Annotated in this window: 18 protein-coding genes; 8 read left to right on the top strand and 10 right to left on the bottom strand. The window is 69.8% G+C overall.

From position 1 onward, the window contains the following. The first annotated feature begins 3 nt into the window (after positions 1-3). Together OG876_RS19325 and OG876_RS19320 are read left to right on the top strand one after the other, a co-directional pair. Positions 4-1281, top strand: a complete 1278-nt coding sequence (locus tag OG876_RS19325; RefSeq protein ID WP_328526266.1) for a vWA domain-containing protein — start codon at positions 4-6, stop codon at positions 1279-1281. Further along, a complete protein-coding gene (locus OG876_RS19320) occupies positions 1278-2012 on the top strand; it encodes an FHA domain-containing protein (protein ID WP_328526265.1) in 735 nt (244 codons plus the stop codon). Before OG876_RS19325 ends, OG876_RS19320 begins: the two co-directional genes overlap by 4 nt. 69 nt (positions 2013-2081) lie before the next feature. On the opposite strand, the gene OG876_RS19315 is transcribed toward OG876_RS19320, so the two are convergent. Both OG876_RS19315 and OG876_RS19310 read right to left on the bottom strand, forming a co-directional pair. Next, a complete protein-coding gene (locus OG876_RS19315; protein WP_328526264.1) occupies positions 2082-2975 on the bottom strand; it encodes an NADP-dependent oxidoreductase in 894 nt (297 codons plus the stop codon). Further along, positions 2887-3579 carry a Crp/Fnr family transcriptional regulator gene (locus OG876_RS19310; protein WP_328526263.1) on the bottom strand — a complete coding sequence of 231 codons (693 nt, stop codon included), beginning with the start codon at positions 3577-3579 and terminating at the stop codon, positions 2887-2889. The genes OG876_RS19315 and OG876_RS19310 overlap by 89 nt, the downstream gene beginning before the upstream one ends. A 74-nt stretch (positions 3580-3653) precedes the next feature. Between OG876_RS19310 and OG876_RS19305 the strand changes: the two genes are divergently transcribed. Continuing rightward, complete coding sequence (locus OG876_RS19305; protein WP_328526262.1) at positions 3654-4838, top strand: epoxide hydrolase family protein; 1185 nt, start codon at positions 3654-3656, stop codon at positions 4836-4838. A 4-nt stretch (positions 4839-4842) separates the two neighbouring features. Here the strand turns inward: OG876_RS19305 and OG876_RS19300 are convergent, their stop codons facing one another. Next, on the bottom strand, positions 4843-5298 hold the full coding sequence (locus OG876_RS19300) for a hypothetical protein (protein WP_328526261.1): 456 nt from the start codon (positions 5296-5298) through the stop codon (positions 4843-4845). Between the two features lie 123 nt (positions 5299-5421). Then, positions 5422-6354 carry a GNAT family N-acetyltransferase gene (locus OG876_RS19295; protein ID WP_328526260.1) on the bottom strand — a complete coding sequence of 311 codons (933 nt, stop codon included), beginning with the start codon at positions 6352-6354 and terminating at the stop codon, positions 5422-5424. A gap of 215 nt (positions 6355-6569) precedes the next feature. Here OG876_RS19295 and OG876_RS19290 point away from each other — a divergent pair, with 215 nt between their 5' ends. Beyond that, on the top strand, positions 6570-6977 hold the full coding sequence (locus OG876_RS19290) for a ribonuclease domain-containing protein (protein ID WP_328526259.1): 408 nt from the start codon (positions 6570-6572) through the stop codon (positions 6975-6977). Between the two features lie 46 nt (positions 6978-7023). Further along, on the top strand, positions 7024-7224 hold the full coding sequence (locus OG876_RS19285) for a hypothetical protein (RefSeq protein ID WP_328526258.1): 201 nt from the start codon (positions 7024-7026) through the stop codon (positions 7222-7224). A gap of 103 nt (positions 7225-7327) precedes the next feature. Here OG876_RS19285 and groL read toward each other — a convergent pair whose 3' ends face one another. Beyond that, positions 7328-8953, bottom strand: coding sequence for a chaperonin GroEL (gene groL, locus OG876_RS19280; protein WP_328526257.1), 1626 nt, complete (start codon positions 8951-8953; stop codon positions 7328-7330). Positions 8954-9191: 238 nt separating this feature from the next. Then, positions 9192-9518, bottom strand: a complete 327-nt coding sequence (locus OG876_RS19275) for a cupin domain-containing protein (protein ID WP_328526256.1) — start codon at positions 9516-9518, stop codon at positions 9192-9194. 95 nt (positions 9519-9613) lie between these two features. On the opposite strand from OG876_RS19275, the gene OG876_RS19270 reads away from it, so the two are divergent. Then, positions 9614-10174: a GNAT family N-acetyltransferase gene (locus tag OG876_RS19270; protein WP_328526255.1), complete on the top strand. Its 561-nt coding sequence runs from the start codon at positions 9614-9616 to the stop codon at positions 10172-10174. Here the strand turns inward: OG876_RS19270 and OG876_RS19265 are convergent. Genes OG876_RS19265 through OG876_RS19255 form a run of 3 tightly spaced genes read right to left on the bottom strand, consistent with a single transcriptional unit; the run spans position 10171 to position 11904 of the window. After that, positions 10171-10506, bottom strand: coding sequence for an MmcQ/YjbR family DNA-binding protein (locus OG876_RS19265; RefSeq protein ID WP_328526254.1), 336 nt, complete (start codon positions 10504-10506; stop codon positions 10171-10173). The genes OG876_RS19270 and OG876_RS19265 overlap by 4 nt on opposite strands. A 46-nt stretch (positions 10507-10552) precedes the next feature. Beyond that, positions 10553-11416 carry a PASTA domain-containing protein gene (locus OG876_RS19260; RefSeq protein ID WP_328526253.1) on the bottom strand — a complete coding sequence of 288 codons (864 nt, stop codon included), beginning with the start codon at positions 11414-11416 and terminating at the stop codon, positions 10553-10555. Beyond that, complete coding sequence (locus tag OG876_RS19255; RefSeq protein WP_328526933.1) at positions 11413-11904, bottom strand: SigE family RNA polymerase sigma factor; 492 nt, start codon at positions 11902-11904, stop codon at positions 11413-11415. Before OG876_RS19255 ends, OG876_RS19260 begins: the two co-directional genes overlap by 4 nt. 156 nt (positions 11905-12060) lie before the next feature. Here OG876_RS19255 and OG876_RS19250 point away from each other — a divergent pair, with 156 nt between their 5' ends. Together OG876_RS19250 and OG876_RS19245 are read left to right on the top strand one after the other, a co-directional pair. Next, positions 12061-12396, top strand: coding sequence for a PspC domain-containing protein (locus tag OG876_RS19250; RefSeq protein ID WP_328526252.1), 336 nt, complete (start codon positions 12061-12063; stop codon positions 12394-12396). A 170-nt stretch (positions 12397-12566) separates the two neighbouring features. Further along, the gene (locus tag OG876_RS19245; protein WP_328526251.1) at positions 12567-16244 is read left to right on the top strand and encodes a S8 family serine peptidase; all 3678 of its coding nucleotides are present in this window, start codon (positions 12567-12569) and stop codon (positions 16242-16244) included. A gap of 13 nt (positions 16245-16257) precedes the next feature. Here OG876_RS19245 and OG876_RS19240 read toward each other — a convergent pair whose 3' ends face one another. Continuing rightward, positions 16258-17223, bottom strand: coding sequence for a glycerophosphodiester phosphodiesterase (locus OG876_RS19240; protein ID WP_328526250.1), 966 nt, complete (start codon positions 17221-17223; stop codon positions 16258-16260). Positions 17224-17273 lie beyond the last annotated feature (50 nt).

Genomic DNA, 17273 nt, shown 5'->3' with positions numbered 1-17273 from the left:
GAGATGGCCGAGTTCTCCGCCACCGTCTACCAGAACGAGTTCCTGCCCGACGGCGGAACCGATGTGCACGCGATTGTCACGGTGAACTGCACCGGCGCCGGTGCGGCCGGGCAGTCCGGCAGCGGCGACGCCGGCGAGATCATCATCGTCGACACCTCCGGCTCGATGGGCCGCGAGGGCGTCCAGGCCGCCGCGTACGCCGCTCAGACCGCACTCGACCAGATCCTCGACGGGGTCTGGTTCGCGGTCATCTCCGGCAACGACCGGGCCCAGCTGGCGTTCCCGCCGTCGCCGGAGCCGGTGATGGTGCGGATGGACCAGTTCACCCGGCAGGCGGCCAAGGACGCGGTGTCCCGCTTCTACGCCGACGGCGGGACCGCGATGGGCACCTGGCTGCGGCTGGCGTCGCGGGTGTTCGCGACCGTGCCGTCGCTGACCCAGAAGCACGCCATCCTGCTCACCGACGGCGAGAACCAGCACGAGACGCCCGAGGTGCTGACCCAGACCATCCAGGCCGTCACCGGCCAGTTCCAGTGCGACTGCCGCGGCGTCGGTGTGGCCTGGCAGGTCGACGAGGTACGGCGGATCGCCCAGGCGCTCCTGGGTACGGTCGACATCATCCCGGCCCGGGAACAGCTGGCGGCCGAGTTCTCCAAGCTGATCCAGAACGCGATGAGCCGCGGCATCGCCCAGGCCGATCTGCGGGTCTGGGCTCCGCAGGGCGCCGAGGTGCTGTTCGTCCGGCAGGTCGCGCCCACGGTCGAGGACCTGACCTCACGCCGTACGGCGATCAACCCGCTGACCGGCTCGTACCCGACCGGCTCGTGGGGTGACGAGTCCCGCGACTACCACGTCGCTATCCGGCTGGCCGCGAAGGGAATCGGGCAGGAGCAGCTCGCCGCGCGGGTGCAGCTCGTGATCGGCGACGACGTGGTCGCGCAGGGCCTGGTCAAGGCGCTGTGGTCCGCGGACGAGGCGCTGACCACCCGGATCAGCCCGGAGGTCGCGCACTACACCGGCCAGACAGAGCTGGCCGAGGCGATCCAGGACGGCCTGGCCGCGAAGGCCGCGGGTGACACCGCGACCGCCACCACGAAGCTCGGCCGCGCGGTCCAGCTCGCCGCCCAGACCGGCAACGAGGAGGCGACCACCCGGCTGCGCAAGGTCGTCGACATCGACGACCAGGAAGCGGGTACGGTGCGGCTCAAGCGGACGGTCGAGAAAGCCGACGAGATGGCACTCGACACGGCCTCCACCAAGACCACCCGGGTGAAGAAATGACGACAGTCACCTGTCCGAGCGGGCACCCGTCCGTCTCGACCGACTACTGCGACGTCTGCGGTCTGCCGATCGGCGCCGCGGCTACACCGGCCGCCGCACAGACGCCGGCGCCCGCCGTCGCGGCGCCGGCCCCGGTCACGGCTGCGGCCCCGGCCACGGGCGCCCAGACCTGCCCGAACTGTTCGGAGCCGGCGGCCACAGACGCCCTGTTCTGCGAGAACTGCGGCTACGACTTCACCACCGGCACCATGCCGCGGCAGGCCTCGTCACTCGACCTGTCCACCCCGCCGCCGGTGCCGCCCGCGCCCAAGGAGGTGGCCGAGTGGGTGGTCGAACGCTGGGTCGACCCCGACTGGTACGCCGTCCAGCAGAGCGACGACCCGTGTCCGTCGCCGGGCCTGCCGGTGGTGATCCCGCTGAACGAGAAGAGCGTCCTGATCGGCCGGCCGTCCCGGAGTCGCGGTATCTCGCCCGAGGTCGACTGCGGTGACGACACCGGGGTGAGCCGCCGTCAGGCACAGCTCACCACCGACGGCCAGCGCTGGTGGGTCGAGGACCTGCAGTCCTCCAACGGCACGTACGTCGCGTCCGCCGCCGGACCGCTTCCCGAGGACCCGATCGTCCCTGGACAGCGCCAGGAACTCGACCCGGACGACCGGATCTATGTCGGCGCCTGGACGCGTCTCGTCGTCCGCAAAGCCACTCCAGAGGAGCAGGCCGGCCAGGCCTGACCCCGGGGGTGGAGGGAGCCTTGGGGTGACCAGGGACCGGCGAGCGGCCAGGCCTGAGCGGCCGGCACCTCACGGGACCAGGACGAGTTTGCCGCGGACGCCTCCGGCCTGGAGTAGGTCGAGGGCGTCCGCCGCCTCCGTCAGCGCGAGCGTCTTGGCGACGGTCGCGGTGAGCTGACCGGCTTCTGCGGCGCGGGCAAGGCGGTCCAGCATGCGGCCGTCAGGCTCGGCACGGACGATCCTGGGCTCGATGCCCCGGTCCGCGGTGAACTGACCACCCGGGACCCAGAACTCCGGCACGGTGGTGACATAGCGGCCGCCGTCGCGCACCGCCGCGAAGGCCGCGCGAGCCCGCGGTCCACCGACCACATCGAGGGCGGCATCAGCCGACCCCGAGGCCGGCCGTCCGGCCGAGTCCGCTGCCGGCGCCTCGCCCGTGTCCGGTGTGAGGACGGTGATGCCGCGCGCGACGGCGAGTTCGGTCGCGAATCGGCCGACCGCTCCCCGGGGGCCGTTGACCAGCAGCGTGCTGCCTGGGGCGAGGTCGAGGAGATCGAGCGCCTGGTAGGCGGTGAGCCCGGCCAGTGGCAGCGTGGCGGCCTCGGTCCAGTCGAGGTTCGCCGGCGCCGCGGCGACCTGCGCGGCGGGAAGCGTCACGAACTCGGCATAGCCACCGACCTGCGTCCGCGAGTGACCGGTACTGGCGATCACCGCTGCCCCGGCCGCCCAGTCGCCGCCCTCGACCACGCCGGCCACGTCGTACCCAGGCACGAGCGGCAGCCGGAGCTCGTCGTACCAGCGGTAGTTGCCGGCCAGCATGCCGAGGTCGGCGGGGTTGACCGCCGCGGCCATCACCCTGATCAGGACCTCGCCGTCAACGGGTGCCTTCACCGGCAGGGTGTGCGGCCGCAGGACTGCTCCGGGGCCGACTCGATCGGTTGCCATCGCGCGCATCGTCGTCATGATCCCGACCGTAGGCAGCCGCGGGCCGGTCGTCGTTGATCGAGATCAATCGCCGCCGGATCCGGCTGAGCGCCTCCGGTGTGATCCCGACGTACGACGCGATCTGGCGCTGCGTGAGCCGGCCGGCGAGGTCCTCGTGACCCGCGAGGAACAGCCGGTACCGCTCGGTCGCGTCGGCGAGGAGCAGCTCGGTCTGCCGTTGCTCGACCCGCAGGTACAGTGCCTCGGTCAGCCGGGCGACGAGAGCCTGCCAGCCCAGGCTCGCCCGGACCAACGCGTCGTACGTCGACCGTGGAGCGATCATCAGGTCGGCCGGCTCGAGGGCCTCGATGGTCAGCCGGGAGGGCTCCTGCCGCAGGGCCGCGCTGTAGGCGCAGACGAGCTCGCCCTCGGCGCGGAACGCGAGCGTACGCTCGGTCCCCGCCGCGTCGGTCTGGTAGAGCCGGAAGAGTCCGCGCTCGACGAACCCGACGCGCTCCGGCCGGTCGCCGGCCCGGACCAGCAACTCGCCGCGCTCGACCCGGGCCGGGCGGAACAGCGCGCGGCCACGCTCGGCATCGGCGGTGGGGAGCTGCGCCAGGAAGCGGTCGAAGTTGCTCGTCACCCGACTATTGTCCCGCTCAGATTCGTTCTTCATTGCGGAAGGAAGCTCGCCGCAATCGTTTCTAGCCTGAAGGCATGACAACGAACATGGACATCAGGCCCTTCCGGATCGAGATCCCGCAGGCGGAGGTGGACGACCTCAAGGCGCGGCTGGCCGCGGCGCGGTGGCCGGCCACTCCGGCCGTGGACGACTGGAGCCGCGGGGTTCCGGTCTCCTACCTCAAGGAGCTCGCCGGATACTGGGCCGACGGCTACGACTGGCGGGCCGCGGAGGCCGCGCTGAACGAGATCCCGCAGTTCACGACCGAGATCAACGGTCAGCGGATCCACTTCTTCCACCAGCGGTCGGCGTCGCCGGATGCGTTGCCGCTGATCCTCACGCACGGCTGGCCGGGGTCGCCGGTGGAGTTCCAGCAGGTGATCGACCGGCTGACCGATCCGGCGGCGTACGGCGGTGACCCGGCCGACGCGTTCCACGTCGTCGTACCGTCGCTGCCTGGATACGGGTTCTCCACGCCGCTCGGGCCGGGTGGGTTCAACCTGTTCGGGGTGGCGCAGATGTGGGCCGAGCTGATGAGCCGGCTCGGATACGAGCGGTACGCCGCTCACGGCACCGACGCGGGATCCGGGGTTGCCGGGATGCTGCCGATGGTGGATCCGGCGCACGTGGTCGGCGCCCATCTGGCTGGGGTGAGCGCGGGCGCGCCGTTCGGAGGACCGCTCTCGGTGGAGGGCCTGTCGGAGTCGGATCGGGCCCGGGTGGAGCGGTTCAACAAGTCGCTCGACGACGGCTTCGGGTACTTCGTGTTGCAGTCGACGCGGCCACAGACGCTGGCGTACTCGCTGAACGACTCGCCGATCGGGCAGCTGGCCTGGATCGTGGAGAAGTTCGCGGAGTGGACCGACCCGATCCACAAGTTGCCGGAAGAGGCTGTCGACCGGGACCAGTTGCTGACCAACGTCAGCCTGTACTGGTTCACCGGCTCCGGTGCGTCGTCGGCGCACGCGGTCTACGACGGAGTCCAGGCCTGGAAGGCGATGCTCGCCCATCAGGACTCGGGTGGCTGGGGTGGCGACGTCCAGGGACCGCCGACCGGAGTCGCGGTGTTCGGTGCGGAGACGGCGATCAAGAGCCTGGCCGATCCGGCCGGCAAGATCGAGCACTGGAACGAGTACGAGCGCGGCGGTCACTTCGCCGCGATGGAGGTGCCGGACCTGCTCGCCGCTGATCTGCGGACCTTCTTCAAGCCACTGCGCTGACAGCTCAATGGCCGGGCTGGGCCTGATGGGTCCAGCCCGGCTGCGGCTTGAAGCAGAGCCACTCGATCACGGTCGACCCGAGCACGATCGGGATCGCCCACGCCCACGGCTGGTGCGGCAGGCTCACCACCACGATCGCTGTCCACAAAGCGATCCAGCCGCCGCCGTACCCCCGCAGTACGCCGCGATACCACAACCCGCCGGGCGCTTCGGCGGCCCGCTGGCCGAGGTACACGAACAGGTACGACGCGATCGAGATCGGCCAGAAGAACCACAGCCGGCTCCAGTCGTACGGCACCATCACGAGTGCGGACACGCAGACCAGCGCGATGGCCCAGTGATAGACCTCGCCGGCCCAGTTCAACCCGTGCCGGCGCAGGGTGAGGACGATCGCCAACGGGCCGAACACGATCGCGAGGACACCCGCCACGACGTGCAGGATGAGCGCGATGTCACGCATCGCCGTGCCTCCCCCGCTCCCGACTCCCCCCGGAGCTCTCTGACATGTCAGGGAGCATAGGGGGCCGGAACGCCCGCCGTCTGCCCCTCGGCGCACCCAGTCGGGTACGCCGAGGGATAGCCTTCAGGCCTCCGGGAAGGACAACACCCGGCGGACCGCGAAGTTCCGGTATCCCAGGCGCTCGAAGCTCTTGGCCATCGGGACATTGCCGAAGTCGGTGTCGGCCCGGATGTGCTCGGCACCCGTCTCCGCGAGCAGATGGGTGATCTCGGCCAGCAGGTCGTCGCTGTACCGGTGCCCGCGCTGCTCGGGCAGGACCCCGAGGTACCCGACCACCGGCCCACCGGCGTTGGCGGACGGCATCGCGAACCCGATCAGTTTCCCGTCGGCGTCGTACCCGAGCCGCCACCAGGACCGGTCGCCCGGCATCGACTTGTACATGGCGAGTTCCTCGCGGGCCGCGCCCTCGACCCCGAGCCGCGCAATCTCCCGCGCGGTGGCCGCGTCCAGGCTGCCCTCGCTGACCCGCATGAACACGTCCACGAAGGCCTCGTCGCCGGCCGGCTCGAACCGCACCCGGGTGGACCGCGGCGGCAGTCCGTACGCCGGCTTCCACTCGTACCGCAGCCGGTCGGTGATCTCGGTCAGCCCGGCCGCCGCGGCCGCCTGGCTGCGTGGCTCGACCGCGGCGACCACGTCGGGCTCGTCCCGCCAGTCGCTGGTCAGGAAGAAGTGGTACTCCGGCGGCTCGGCATCGGCCGGGCGGGACTTGACGGCGTGCTCGATCAGCGCCGTCCAGACCGGGACCGGGTCGCCGTCGCCGGCATAGTACAGGCCGTCGATGCTGTACGGGTGGACGTCGCCGGGGGCGCCCCACCAGATGGCGAGAGCCAGGATCCTGCCGTCTTCCTCGACGACCCAGGTCCAGTCGTCGCGGTAGTAGCCGTCGGCAACGTACTCGCGGTAGCGGTCGAGCGTGACGGTGTTGACCGACTTCTGCTCGATCAGGGAAAGAATGGTGTCGAGGTCGGCCTCGACGGTGGTGCGGATGGTCACGAATCCTCCAGCAGGAGGCGCGCTGCTCCGCTCAGTGCGAGCTGTGCGAGCGGATCGGTCGCGCCGGGAAACAAGTCAGAGTGTTCATCGGTCGCTCCTTCCGCTGCGGTTCGGTCTCGCCGGCCCAGACTTTAGGGGACGGTCGAGGTCATAGTCCAGTTGTTATTCACACCTGGGATGTACCGGCGTCGCCTGGGCCGGGAAGCCTCCTCGGCATGAGAACCCTCATCGCCGCCCTCACCTTCGCCACCGCGACCACCCTCGGCTCCACCGCGTACGCCGCACCGACGTACGACGTGCCGTCCTACACCGCACCCAGCACGCAGGCCATCGACACCTGCGCAATCAGCTCGTTGCCGTCGCAGGCCTCGGACACTCTCGACCTGATCCACTCCGGTGGGCCGTTCCCATATCCCCAGGACGGCACGGTCTTCCAGAACCGGGAAGGCATCCTGCCGTCGGAGTCGAGTGGCTACTACCACGAGTACACCGTGAAGACGCCCGGTTCCCCCGACCGCGGTGCGCGCCGGCTGATCGGGGGCGGCGCGCTGACGACGCCGATCCACGTCTACTACACCGGCGACCACTACACGTCGTTCTGTGAGCTCGACGAGAACAGCTGACCGTCGAGCGGTAACGTCGTCGACACGGTGAGTGACCCTCCCGCCCTTGACGGAAGGACTCATTCGCGATGCCGACGCTCCGTACGGCAAGCTCGGCGTCGCCACCCAGGTCGCGGGCGTCCCGTCCCAGGCCGCCGGCGTCGACCTCCTGGCGTGGCTCAAGGTCCCCGGCACCTCCGACGGCACCTGCGGCCTCAGCCGGACCATCCCCGCCGGCACCTTCTCCCCACCCTCGCCAACCACCTGATCACCGCAACCTAACGGCCAGCGCCGCGGCCCACACAAACAAGCGGTCCCGGGCCGAAGGCCCGGGACCGCTTGTACTGCTTGTGCTGTTGGACCTCAGTGGATCAGAAGTCCATGCCGCCCATGTCGGGCGCGCCACCCGGAGCGGCCGAGGCCTTCTCCGGCTTGTCGGCGATGACGGCCTCGGTGGTGAGGAACAGGGCCGCGATGGACGCCGCGTTCTGCAGCGCCGAGCGCGTCACCTTGGCCGGGTCGATGATGCCGGTGGCGATCAGGTCGACGTACTCACCGGTCGCGGCGTTGAGGCCCCAGCCCGGCTCGAGGTTGCGAACCTTCTCCACCACGACGCCACCCTCGAGGCCGGCGTTCACGGCGATCTGCTTCAACGGCGCCTCGACCGCGGACCGCACGATGGCGGCACCGGTGGCCTCGTCACCGTCGAGGTCCAGCTTCTCGAACGCGATCACCGACGCCTGCAGCAGAGCCACGCCACCACCGGCGACGATGCCCTCCTCGACGGCCGCCTTCGCGTTGCGAACGGCGTCCTCGATGCGGTGCTTGCGCTCCTTCAGCTCGACCTCGGTGGCCGCGCCGACCTTGATCACCGCAACGCCGCCGGCCAGCTTGGCCAGCCGCTCCTGCAGCTTCTCGCGGTCGTAGTCGGAGTCCGACTTCTCGATCTCGGCGCGGATCTGGTTCACCCGGCCGCCGATCTGGTCGGCGTCACCCTCGCCCTCGACGATGGTCGTCTCGTCCTTGGTGACGACGATCTTGCGGGCCTGGCCGAGCAGCTCCAGGTCGACGGAGTCGAGCTTGAGGCCGACCTCCTCGGAGATCACCTCGCCGCCGGTGAGGACGGCGATGTCGACCAGCATGGCCTTGCGGCGGTCACCGAAGCCCGGCGCCTTGACGGCGACGGCCTTGAAGGTGCCCTTGATCTTGTTGACGACCAGGGTCGCCAGCGCCTCGCCCTCGATGTCCTCGGCGATGATGGCCAGCGACTTGCCGGTCTGCATGACCTTCTCCAGCACCGGGACCAGGTCCTTGATGCTCGAGATCTTGCTGTTGACGATCAGGATGTACGGGTCGTCGAGGACCGCTTCCATCCGCTCGGTGTCGGTCACGAAGTAGGGCGAGATGTAGCCCTTGTCGAAGCGCATACCCTCGGTGAGCTCGAGCTCGAGGCCGAAGGTGTTGCTCTCCTCGACGGTGATGACGCCTTCCTTGCCGACCTTGTCCATCGCCTCGGCGATGATCTGGCCGACCTGGTTGTCGGCAGCCGAGATGGACGCGGTCGCAGCGATCTGCTCCCGGGTCTCGACCGGCTTGGCGAGCGCGAGCAGCTGCTCGCTGACCGCCTCGGTCGCCTTCTCGATGCCCTTCTTCAGGCTCATCGGGTTGGCGCCGGCCGCAACGTTGCGCAGCCCCTCGCGGACGAGGGCCTGGGCCAGCACGGTGGCGGTGGTGGTGCCGTCACCCGCGACGTCGTCGGTCTTCTTCGCAACTTCCTTGACGAGCTCGGCCCCGATCTTCTCGTACGGGTCCTCGAGCTCGATCTCCTTGGCGATGGAGACACCGTCGTTGGTGATGGTGGGGGCGCCCCACTTCTTCTCCAGGACGACGTTGCGGCCCTTGGGGCCGAGCGTCACCTTGACCGCATCGGCGAGGGTGTTCATCCCTCGCTCGAGGCCGCGGCGCGCCTCTTCATTGAAAGAAATCAGCTTGGGCATTCTCCGCGAGTCCTCCCGCGTCGAGTCTTTGTGTTCAGCCGGCCCGGATGCCCGCGACGGACGGCGCCGAGGTCGCGGCGCTCATGTCCCGCCACGCTCCGGCACCTCATCGAGGCCGTCTTCTGTCACACTCGCGGGGCAGGAGTCTTATCACTCTCACCCTTCGAGTGCTAACCAAGTATTAGCACTCGACCCAAACGAGTGCAAGCCAGCCCCCCGCCGCAGGGCCGGCTGGCGATCAGCTCGCGGCGGGCGCCTCCGCCGGCCCGAAGACGATGATCCGGACACCGGTCTCGGTCCGCGGCTGGTGCCGGCTGCCGGCCTGGTAGTACAGGTAGGTCCCGGCCGGGTAGGACCGGCCGTGGTCGAGCAGTTCGCCCGCCGCGACGTAGATCAGCTCGTCTCGGTCGTGCACGTCGACCTCCGGCCAGGCGATCCCGGCGTCGAGGTCGAACGCGCGGACCAGCACCTGCCCACTGGACGGCAGCGCCCGGCGGACGATGCCCGGTGCGACCGGGCTGGTTTCGGCGTCATCGAGAAGGACTGCTTGAGGTTCGTTCGACATGGCCCAAACCTCGCATCGCGGCGGGACCGGCGACAGTCTCGTCCCGGTCCCCCACCGGACGCATCCGGTCACGCCAGGCACAGTACGGTGACCGCATGCTGGAGGTGCGCCCGGCCAGGCCGGACTCGTGGGACGACGTGGCGACGGTGATGGGCGAGCGTGGCGATCCGGCCCGGTGCTTCTGTCAGTACTTCCGGCTTCGCGGCCGGCACTGGTCCGACGCCACCCCGGACAGCCACCGGAAGGCGTTGCGATCCCAGGTCTGCGACGCGGAGCAACCACCCGGCGTCCTCGCGTACGACGGGACCACGCCGGTCGGCTGGTGTGCGGTCGCCCCGCGGACGTCGTACCCACGGGTGGTCGCCTCACCCAACTGGCGCACCGATCGGCCGGACGCGTGGGTCATCACGTGCTTCGTCGTACCGGTCGGCCACCGCCGCCAGGGCCTCACACGCCAACTGGCCCACGGAGCTGTCGATCTGGCCGGCTCGTACGGCGCCACCTTCATCGAGGGCTGTGCCGTCGACATCTCCACCACCAACCGCGTTCCCTCGTCCGACCTCTATCGCGGCCCGCTGTCCGTCTTCCTCGACGCCGGCTTCACCGAGGTCAGCCGCACCAGTCCGCAGTGGGTCCTGGTCCGTCGGACGATCTAGGACGTCAGCTGGGAGATCAGGTACTTCGGGGCGGTCAGGCGCCAGGCCTCTGTGATCAGTTCCCGGAGCTCTTCGTCGTCGGCCGCGGCGATGTCGATGTCGAGCCAGGCGAAGCGGCCGGCTGCCCAGGACGGGGAGTACACGTCCGGATCCTCGGACACCAGCGCCTCCTGCTCCTCGCGCAAAGCCTTGAGCTGCAGCCTGGTCTCGTCCTCCGACATGTAGGCGAAGCTCTTGTTCCGCACCTTGAAGACCGGCTGACCCGCCCAGCCTTCGTGTTCCTCCACTCCCGGCAGGCCGAACACGACCTTCTGCAGCACCTGGACGTCCATTCCCCCGACGGTAAGCACCCGCACCGACAGTTTCCGCCGTACGACGTCAGCGCCCCGCGACCGTGATCGTCACCGGCGTGCCAGGCGCCACCATCGTGCCTGGTGCCGGCGAGCCGCTGAAGATCATTCCAGCCGGGTAGCCGGGCGACATCCTGGTCCGGAACTCGGCCTTCAACCCCGCCTCTTTCAACAACTCGGCATAGTCCGGCCCCTGGGGCTGGTGACCATTCCGGCCGATCGTCCGGTACCCCGGTACGCCGACCAGGTCCGGCACGATCACGATCCGCGCGAGGATCCGGCCCACCTCCTCGGCACTCGTGGACGACGTCGCCTGGAACGACACGTCGAGAGACGGAATGAACACAGTGCCGGAGCAGACTGTGACCTTGTTGATCGGGCCCTGGCTGCAGGTCGTCCGCTGACGCTGGGCCGGCACGCCATCGATCTCGGTGCTCTCATCGACGTGGAAGTCAGTCTTCGGCTTGCCGCGAACCACCTCCACGCTCTCGACCCCGGCGCGGGGAAGACCCAAGCACAAGGTCGTTATGCCGAAGTCGACGAGAACCGTGTCGGTCCGCGGCGTTCCACAAATCACCTGGTTCGTGCCCCACGCCTTCGGCACCGCGATCGCCGCGTGCCCAAGTCCGACGAGCCGCGTCCCGCCAGCCACCACGCCTGGGCTACGGGAGGTGACAGGCGGCTGGGGGTCGACGCCGCTGGAGCCTTGCGTGAGCAGAGTCGTTCCACCGATCACGGCCAGCACGGCGGCCACGCTGACGGACGACCAGGCGACCGTACGGCGGCGCCGTCGACGGGCGGCGCCCGCGCGCATGGCGTCCAGCGGGGGCGGGCCGACGTCGACGTGCTCGCCGGCGCGTTCGAGGAGTTCGGTCAGCTTCGCTTCGATCATCGGGTCTCTCGCAGTTCTGCCAGGTCCGGGTCCTGCGCCAGGGCCTTCACGGCCCGGGACAGCCGGCTCTTCACGGTGCCGGCGGGGACGCCGAGTACGGACGCCATCTGCTGCTCGCTCAGGTGCGCGTAGTACCGCAGTACGACGGCTGTGCGCTGGTCACCCGGCAACCGGTCGAGTGCGCGCGTCACCGCGTCGGTGTCGTCGACACCGGTCGTCTGGTCGAGACCGGCGTACTCGGGGAGGACCGCCGAGGGTCGCTCCCCGTGCCAGCGGCGGCGCCGGGCGGAGAGGAACGTGTTGATCAGGATCCGGTGTACGTACGCGTCCCGGTCGTCGGCCGCGCGGACCTTGCCCCATTTCAGCAGGCAGCGTTCCAAGGCGGTCTGGACGACGTCCTCGGCTTCCGGGTGGTTGCAGCCGAGGAGCACCGCGGAGCGAACCAGCGTGGGCCAGCGCGCCGCCACGTACTCGCTGAAGTCGTCCATTCGCACCGCCCCTCACCTCTAGAGACAGGCTGACCGCGGGCTGGGGTTCCACGAAAGTCGTCAGGGGTGGGTGATCGGGGTTCCAGGGGTCGGGTCAGGGGTCGGTCGGTACCGATCCTGATGTGCCGGAGGGGTCCTGGACGGGAGAGTTGAGCCATGACGAACTCCAATGCACCGTTCTCGAACCTGTCCGGCAAGACCCTGCGCCGTTCCCGCGACCAGCGGATGCTGTCCGGTGTCTCCGGCGGTATCGCCGAGTACCTGAACATCGACGTCACCCTGGTCCGCCTGGGCATCGTCGGTCTGACCCTGATCACCGGCGGCACCGCTCTGCTCGGCTACGCGGTGGCCTGGATCGTGATTCCCGAGGCCGACGGCAAGGCGGTCTGGCAGAACGTCCAGCAGTCGGTGAACCAGCAGAACCACTCGCCCGAGGCCGACATCGCCTCCCGTATCTACGACGACACCAACAACAAGCCCCCGGCGGCATGATCCGCCCTGCGCCCCTCCCGGGCGCAGCCAACCACCACCCCGCGGCGGGGTGACGACACCGTTCGTCACCCCGCCGCGGCCGTCCCAGCGGCGCGGCCGACTCGCGCCATGACGGGTATCTGCCAGTCAGAGGCATTGCTCGCCACCACGGCGGCTCATACGTTCCACGCGTGCCTCCTCGACGACTTACCGCCCTCGTCCTTGCTGGAACACTGACCACCGCACTGCTGGCCACAGCCGGCACTGCCACGGCCCTGCCCCCGACCACTGCCGCACCAGAACAGCCCGGCACCGGCTCAACCACCGACCTGGTCACACTCGTCACCGGCGACGTCGTACGCCTCGACACCCAGGCAGATGGCACACAGCAGGCCAGAGTCGTAGCGGGCGCACCCGGCGGCACCTACAGCTACGTCCGCGACGGCGACGTGTACGTCGAGCCGGCCTCGGCACAGGAACTCCTCGCCGCCGGCAAGCTCGATCCACGTCTCTTCGACGTCAGCGCCCTGGTCCGCCAGGGGTACGGCGACGCCGACCGGACCACGCTCCCCCTCATCGTCACCTACCGCACCGGCGCGGCCGTCAGCCCCAAGGCGGCTCCCGCGGGAGTCCAGGTCCGCGCAGCCCTCGCCGATGTCAGGGCGTTGGCCGTGACTCAGCCGAAGCAGGCCGGAACGACCTTCCTCGCCGAGATCGAGCGGCGGGCCGACGTGGCGAAGGTATGGCTCGACGCGCGCACCCGCGCGGTCCCCACCGACCGCACCACTGACACCGCCGCGGCCACTCCGAAAACCCAGGGGTCGTACGACGGAACCGGCTCCACGATCGCGATCCTCGACACCGGCATCGACGCCTCACATCCCGACTTCGCCGGCCGCATCGACCAGGCGCGAGACTTCACCGGCGCGAACGACCCCACCGACCGACTGGGCAGCGGCACGCACACCGCGTCGGTCGCGGCCGGTAGCGGTGCCGCCTCCAACGGCCAGTACGTCGGCGCCGCGCCTGGTGCTCACCTGGCCGCCGGAAAGGTATTCGACGACACCGGCATCGGCTACGAGTCCTGGGCCATCGCCGGCCTGCAGTGGGCCGCGGCCTCTGGTGCCGACGTCGTCGACGTCAACGTCGAGGGCGCCATCACTCGTGGCAACGATCCGCTGACGGAGGCGGTCGACAGTCTGAGCCAGACCTCCGACGCCCTGTTCGTCGTGTCCACGGGCTCGAAGGGGCCGGGCCAGCCAGGCACGTCCGAAGTGGCCGCACCGGCAGCGGCTGCTGCCGCGCTCACGGTCGGCGGTACCCGGCAGGCGCGCTGGTGGGATCAGTCGCGGCACGGCGTCATGGCGGATCGTGGCGCCATCAAGCCTGAACTCGTCGCACCGGCCTTCGGGGTCGTCGGCGCCGTTCCAGGCGGTGGCTACGCGAGTGTCGTCGGCACCGCGCCGGCCGCGGCGTACAGTGCCGGCGCGGCAGCTGTCGTTCACCAGGCCCATCCCGACTGGTCTCCCAGTCTGCTCAAGGCAACGCTGACCTCCACCGCCGCACCGGTCTCCAGCGGCACCGCCTTCACAGCCGGTGGCGGGGCCGTCGACCTCACCCGGGCAATCGCCCAGCAGGTCACCGTCGACCAGGGGGTCGCGAGCTTCGGCGACATCACCCGCCCCTATCGCGCCGACCAGTTGCGGCAGCAGCGGACCCTGACCTATCACAACTACTCCAAGGCCGCGGTGAGCCTCGACCTGGCGACCGACCTCGCCGGAACCAGCGTCCACCCCAGCACTGTCACCATCGCGCCGGGTGGAGCAGCCGAGGTCACGCTCGAACTGGACGCAACCGCGCTGACAGCCGACGACTACACCGGACGGGTGACCGCGACCGGTCCGGGCGGCGGGATCGCCACTGCGGTCGGCTTCGTCAAGCAGGACGACACCGTCGAGGTGACCTTCCGTGCCCTCGACCGCCACGGCAGCCCGGCAACGGCTCGGATCCGGGTCGCGCCGTACCGGCAGGTCGACGGGCGGTACTACCCCGAGGACTTCTTCTTCACTCCCGACCAGAAGGAGTGGACTCTGCGCCTGCCGGAGGGCGACTACAACGTCTTCGGGCTCGTCCGGACACCTGATGCCTCCGGTGCCGGACTCGCCGAGGTGAGCATCGTGGGCCTGCCGAAGCTGGCCGCCCAGGCACCGAACTCCACCGTGACGCTCGACGCGCGGACGGCACAACCGATGACGCTGACGACCCCGAAGCCGTCGGTTCCTCACAGCCTCTCGGTCCGGTGGGCCAGGGGCGACGCAGGCAGCACTGCCGCCACCTACGACGAGTGGCAGGTCGATCTGACCCGTGGCACACCGCCGCTGCTGTCGATGTCGCCGACCGAGCGGGTCCAGGACGCCGGATTCGCGGTCACCTCGACCTGGGACGCCGGAGTACCGCTGCTGCAAGCCAAGGCCGGCCACGGCCGGACCGATGTCTGGTACGCCGGCGGTCCGCTCGCCGAAGGTAGACACCGCTACCGGTTGGTCGATGCCGACTCCGATCCCAAGGGTGTTGCGGGTGCGGTCGCAGTCGTCCAGCAACCCAGTGACATCTCCGTCGACACTCTGGTCCAACAGCTCGCCGACGCAGGCGCTGCGGGGGTGGTCATCTACCCGGCCGACACCAGCCTGCTGGTCCCACCGGCAGGGGATCCCGGGATCGTGACGATGACGACGACGCGATCCGGCGGCCTCGCCTTGCGTGCCGCGTCCCACCGACCGTCGTCGGCGTGGATCGACCTAACCGGCACACCGCGTTCGCCGTACGCCTATGACGTCAGCTTCGTCGAGAACGGACAGGTCGGCCGCGACCTCGCCTACCGCGCCACCGGCCTGGCCACCGTGGCGACCAGGATCTACAGCTCTGGAACCGGCGAGGCCGGGGGCGGGTGGATCCTCAATCAGCACCTGCGCCAGAGCTGCGGCTGTACGACGCAACCCGTCGGCGACTGGGTCCCGTCCACCGGCTACACCCGGACCCAGTACGTGACCGCCGGTCGCGACGTACAGGTGGCGACAGCCTGGGAGTACGGCGCCGGGCGGACCGTCGTCCGGCCTCGTACGTTGCCCACCTACCGACCGGGAGAGCACGCCGCCCTCGAGTTCCTCAAGGCTCCGTACTCCCCGGGTGTCGCCGGTGGGACCGAGCCCAACAGCCAGGGCACGACCACACGGCGAGGGAACCGGATCAGCTTCGACTACGCGATGTTCACCGACTCCAGGGGCAACTGGTCACGTGCGCTGCCCGGCGCTTGGGCCGCCACTGCGTTGTTCGCCGGCGACACCGAGCTCTACACCTCGAGTTCCCCGGTCGGTGACGTGACTGTGCCGGCGGACGCGACTGACTACCGGCTCGTCTCCGACGTGTACAACCACGGGGCTGTCGTCGGATTGATGTCCGCGGCCCACACGGAGTGGACGTTCCGATCGGCGACGGTCGCGGAGGGGACCAAGGCTGTTCTCCCGCTCCTCGATGTCGACTACACCGATGTCGCCGACGCGCGGTCCGGCCGAAGTGCTCTCGATCTCGCCAACACCGCGGCCAGGGGACAGCGTGTCGACCTTGATCTCACGGTCGGCCACCAACCCGGATCGACGGCCGGACCGGTCAGTGCGGTGAAGGTCCTGGTGTCGTCCGACGACGGTGCGACCTGGCAGAAGACCGTGCTGAGCACACTGCAGGACGGCCGCTACCGGGCGACGTACACCCATCCGCGCACGGGCGACTTCATCTCACTGAAGGTGCTGTCCTCGGACAGCGACGGCAACGCTGTCGACCAGACCCTGATCCACGCCTATCGCCTCCGCTGACTCCGTCGCGCGTCTACAGGTTCAGCGCCGGCTTGCGGAGTGCTGCGACAGCCTGGTCGGGGTGGTCGGCGAACAGGCCCTGGATGCCGAGGGCGGCGAAACGGTTCAGCTCGGTCGGGAAGTCGGTGCCGGTCGGGCGGAACCGGCGCTCGGCGCGGAAGGTCCAGAGCTGGACGGCCAGGCCGGCGCGGTGAGCCTGGTCGACCAGCCGGGTCGGCTCGCCCAGGGTCCCACTCGCGGTGCGTGGAATGACCAGGTCCTTGTGCGGCGCCAGTACGTGCGCGTACGTCGAGATCTCGCGCAACCCGGCCGGCTCGATCAAGTCGGCGTACGTGCGGCCGTCGCCGGTGCGGAGGAAGTCGTTCGGAGCGCTCTCGGAGTCGACGAGTTGCACCAGCGGCACCCGCGTCATGACCGACAGCCGGCGCAGACTGGTCGGCTCGAACGACTGCACCATCACCTCGTCGTCGCGCAGTCCCAGGGCCAGGATCCGCTCGGTCAACAGCTCTTCCAGCGGCAGTCCGAGCCGCCGGAAGTACGTCGGGTGCTTGATCTCCGGGATGACGCCGATCGGCCGCCCGAGCCGCAGCGCCTCCCGCCGGGCGAGGGCCACCACGTCGTCGAAGGTGGGAATCTCCTCCAGCCCGTCGTACGCCGTGTTGCTGGCACGCAGACCGGGCATCCGCTCCCGGGTCCGCAAGGTCCGCAGTTCGGTGTAGGTGAAGTCCTCGACGAACCAGCCGGTGACCGCGGTGCCGTCGACGATCTTGGTGAGCTTCCGGTCCGCGAAGACCGGGTGGTCGGCGACGTCCGTCGTACCGGAGATCTCGTTCTCGTGCCGGCAGACCAGGACGCCGTCGAGGGTGGCGACCAGGTCGGGCTCCAGATAGTCGGCCCCCTGGGCCGCGGCCAGGCGGTACGCCGCCGGCGTGTGTTCCGGGCGGTAGCCACTCGCTCCCCGATGCGCGATCACCAGCATGGTCCCAGGACAGGGGCCGGACATGGCCCCGCGGGAACTCGTTGCCCAAC

This window comes from Kribbella sp. NBC_00359 (genome assembly GCF_036097425.1).
In the GTDB taxonomy this organism is placed as follows: domain Bacteria; phylum Actinomycetota; class Actinomycetes; order Propionibacteriales; family Kribbellaceae; genus Kribbella.
This window is presented reverse-complemented; position numbering and strand designations above follow the sequence as displayed.

Excerpts from the sequence above, each read along its gene's own strand:
- OG876_RS19305 (WP_328526262.1), top strand. The coding sequence starts at position 3,654 with ATGACAACGAACATGGACATCAGGCCCTTCCGGATCGAGATCCCGCAG.
- OG876_RS19315 (WP_328526264.1), bottom strand. The coding sequence starts at position 2,975 with ATGACGACGATGCGCGCGATGGCAACCGATCGAGTCGGCCCCGGAGCA.
- OG876_RS19275 (WP_328526256.1), bottom strand. The coding sequence starts at position 9,518 with ATGTCGAACGAACCTCAAGCAGTCCTTCTCGATGACGCCGAAACCAGC.
- OG876_RS19265 (WP_328526254.1), bottom strand. The coding sequence starts at position 10,506 with ATGGACGTCCAGGTGCTGCAGAAGGTCGTGTTCGGCCTGCCGGGAGTG.
- OG876_RS19270 (WP_328526255.1), top strand. The coding sequence starts at position 9,614 with ATGCTGGAGGTGCGCCCGGCCAGGCCGGACTCGTGGGACGACGTGGCG.
- OG876_RS19250 (WP_328526252.1), top strand. The coding sequence starts at position 12,061 with ATGACGAACTCCAATGCACCGTTCTCGAACCTGTCCGGCAAGACCCTG.
- OG876_RS19260 (WP_328526253.1), bottom strand. The coding sequence starts at position 11,416 with ATGATCGAAGCGAAGCTGACCGAACTCCTCGAACGCGCCGGCGAGCAC.
- OG876_RS19325 (WP_328526266.1), top strand. The coding sequence starts at position 4 with ATGGCCGAGTTCTCCGCCACCGTCTACCAGAACGAGTTCCTGCCCGAC.
- groL (WP_328526257.1), bottom strand. The coding sequence starts at position 8,953 with ATGCCCAAGCTGATTTCTTTCAATGAAGAGGCGCGCCGCGGCCTCGAG.
- OG876_RS19255 (WP_328526933.1), bottom strand. The coding sequence starts at position 11,904 with ATGGACGACTTCAGCGAGTACGTGGCGGCGCGCTGGCCCACGCTGGTT.
- OG876_RS19300 (WP_328526261.1), bottom strand. The coding sequence starts at position 5,298 with ATGCGTGACATCGCGCTCATCCTGCACGTCGTGGCGGGTGTCCTCGCG.
- OG876_RS19320 (WP_328526265.1), top strand. The coding sequence starts at position 1,278 with ATGACGACAGTCACCTGTCCGAGCGGGCACCCGTCCGTCTCGACCGAC.
- OG876_RS19240 (WP_328526250.1), bottom strand. The coding sequence starts at position 17,223 with ATGCTGGTGATCGCGCATCGGGGAGCGAGTGGCTACCGCCCGGAACAC.
- OG876_RS19290 (WP_328526259.1), top strand. The coding sequence starts at position 6,570 with ATGAGAACCCTCATCGCCGCCCTCACCTTCGCCACCGCGACCACCCTC.